This is a genomic window from Bartonella sp. MU37NMGALS (assembly GCF_042194015.1).
GTDB lineage: Bacteria > Pseudomonadota > Alphaproteobacteria > Rhizobiales > Rhizobiaceae > Bartonella > Bartonella grahamii.
Genome location: NZ_JBHIML010000070.1, coordinates 1 through 1,746 on the forward strand (window position 1 = coordinate 1; position 1,746 = coordinate 1,746).

Genomic DNA, 1,746 nt, shown 5'->3' on the forward strand with positions numbered 1-1,746 from the left:
TTATGTGAAACACCCATCTTCTTCGCAAACGCACGAACCGATAGACCCTTACGCGTTTTCTTATTCATAGTTGCTCCATTTTGAATGGTATATACGAATTATTGTACACTTTAATTATTGACAAGGTTTTATTTTTCGTGTACATAAAATATATGAAGATAGTGTGGGATGAACCAAAAAGAGCTTTAAACATTGATAAACATAAGCTTGATTTTGCCGATGTTATTTACTTTGACTGGGAACATGCTTTTATTGATGCAACCCATTCAAACCGCATGAAGGCTATTGGACATTTTGCTGATGACACAACAGTTATTGTTTTTGCAAAGCTTGGCAATGAAGCGATATCCATTATCAGTTTTCGTCAAGCGAATAAAAAAGAAAGAGAGGTTTTCAATGACTATCAAAAAAACCTTTGAAACAGGATGTGGCTATACAAAAGAAGATTGGGACGCTGTGGATTCCCCACCACTAACAGATGAAGAACTTGCACGCTTAAAGCCAGCTAAAGACGTTTTACCAGCCTCCTTTTTTAAGTATGTAACAGAAGAGCGCCGTAAACGCGGGCGTCCACCCGTTGAATCTCCTAAACAAGCGGTTACTCTCCGTCTCGACCCAAATGTTATTGCCTCTTTTAAAAAACAAGGAAAAGATTGGCGAACACGTATGGGTGAAGTCTTAAAAAAAGCAAGTGGTTGTTAAGCCAAACGATCTCGCCACTCTAAAAAATGTGCTTTATAGTTGAAATTAAACTTCAATTGTATTACATTGAAATACAGTTACAAGAGGAGAAGTCATTATGGCTGCCAGTCGTATGGTTCAAGCGCGTGTACCAGAAGAAATTCAAAATATCGCTAATCAAGTTATTCAAGCTTCAGGTTTATCAGTAAGTGATGTTGTGAGAGTGTTGATGACGCGTATTGCACAAGATAAAGCTATTCCGTCCTTCTTGTTTCAACCTAATGCGGAAACTATAGCGGCTTTTGCAGAACTAGAGGAAGGTAACTTAAAAAAGTTTCATTCCGTAGATGAATTATTTGATGATCTCTATGCGGACGATTGAACGTACCACCATCTTCAAACGTGATTTCAAGCGTGAAATGAAAGGACGGTATCGGCATCTTTTAGATACTGATTTGCGCAAAATCATTGCAGCATTAGCAAATGATCAACCTTTAGAACCTCGATATCATGACCATGCATTGACTGGGAATTGGAGCAATTATCGAGATTGCCATATTCGACCTGACTTAGTGTTGATTTATCGCTTGATTGGTCAAGATCGATTGATTTTAGTGCGTCTGGGCTCCCATTCAAAACTTGATCTTTAACCACCTCTCCATTTTGAGAATGGGGAGGGAAGATGTTTTAAGTCTAAGCTACTTTTGCAATCGGAGTCGCTAAAACTCGTTTAGCTTCTTTTGTAACTGATTTGTAATGATCAAGCTCTTTTTCGAGGTTATTTGCATCTAACAAACGTCTCATCACCAATCCTAAGATTTCTCCAACACCAGCAGGTTTTTTTAAACACTCATAAGAAAATAATTCATTATCAACAGATTGGCTTTTTAGTTTCTTTTCACATTCAATAAAGTAGCGTCGAGCCTGTCTACCTTTCTCATTGCGTTCAACCATTGAAAGCTCTTTCGCCATGTCTAAAGTGATATGGTATTCTTTACTTATAACATTTTTACGTTTCTCATTTTTGAGAAACGTAAAACCATAATCTTGATTTTCCAAAAATCC

Annotated in this window: 5 protein-coding genes; 4 read left to right on the forward strand and 1 reads right to left on the reverse strand. The window is 37.5% G+C overall.

Annotation, left to right across the window (positions count from 1 at the left end; translation table 11 throughout):
* The first annotated feature begins 152 nt into the window (after positions 1-152).
* The 4 genes from ACFIJP_RS08995 to ACFIJP_RS09010 all read left to right on the forward strand — a co-directional run bounded on the left by ACFIJP_RS08995 (position 153) and on the right by ACFIJP_RS09010 (position 1,331).
* A complete protein-coding gene (locus ACFIJP_RS08995) occupies positions 153-419 on the forward strand; it encodes a BrnT family toxin (protein WP_375627060.1) in 267 nt (88 codons plus the stop codon).
* Positions 397-702: a BrnA antitoxin family protein gene (locus ACFIJP_RS09000; RefSeq protein ID WP_375618924.1), complete on the forward strand. Its 306-nt coding sequence runs from the start codon at positions 397-399 to the stop codon at positions 700-702. Before ACFIJP_RS08995 ends, ACFIJP_RS09000 begins: the two co-directional genes overlap by 23 nt.
* 97 nt (positions 703-799) lie before the next feature.
* Entirely contained in the window at positions 800-1,063 is a 264-nt protein-coding gene (locus ACFIJP_RS09005) for a type II toxin-antitoxin system RelB/DinJ family antitoxin (RefSeq protein ID WP_004861501.1), read from the forward strand.
* Positions 1,050-1,331: a type II toxin-antitoxin system YafQ family toxin gene (locus tag ACFIJP_RS09010; protein ID WP_375627064.1), complete on the forward strand. Its 282-nt coding sequence runs from the start codon at positions 1,050-1,052 to the stop codon at positions 1,329-1,331. The genes ACFIJP_RS09005 and ACFIJP_RS09010 overlap by 14 nt, the downstream gene beginning before the upstream one ends.
* Positions 1,332-1,374: 43 nt before the next feature.
* On the opposite strand, the gene ACFIJP_RS09015 is transcribed toward ACFIJP_RS09010, so the two are convergent.
* Positions 1,375-1,746 (reverse strand): antA/AntB antirepressor family protein (locus ACFIJP_RS09015; protein ID WP_375627062.1); only part of this gene is annotated, 372 nt, incomplete at its 5' end.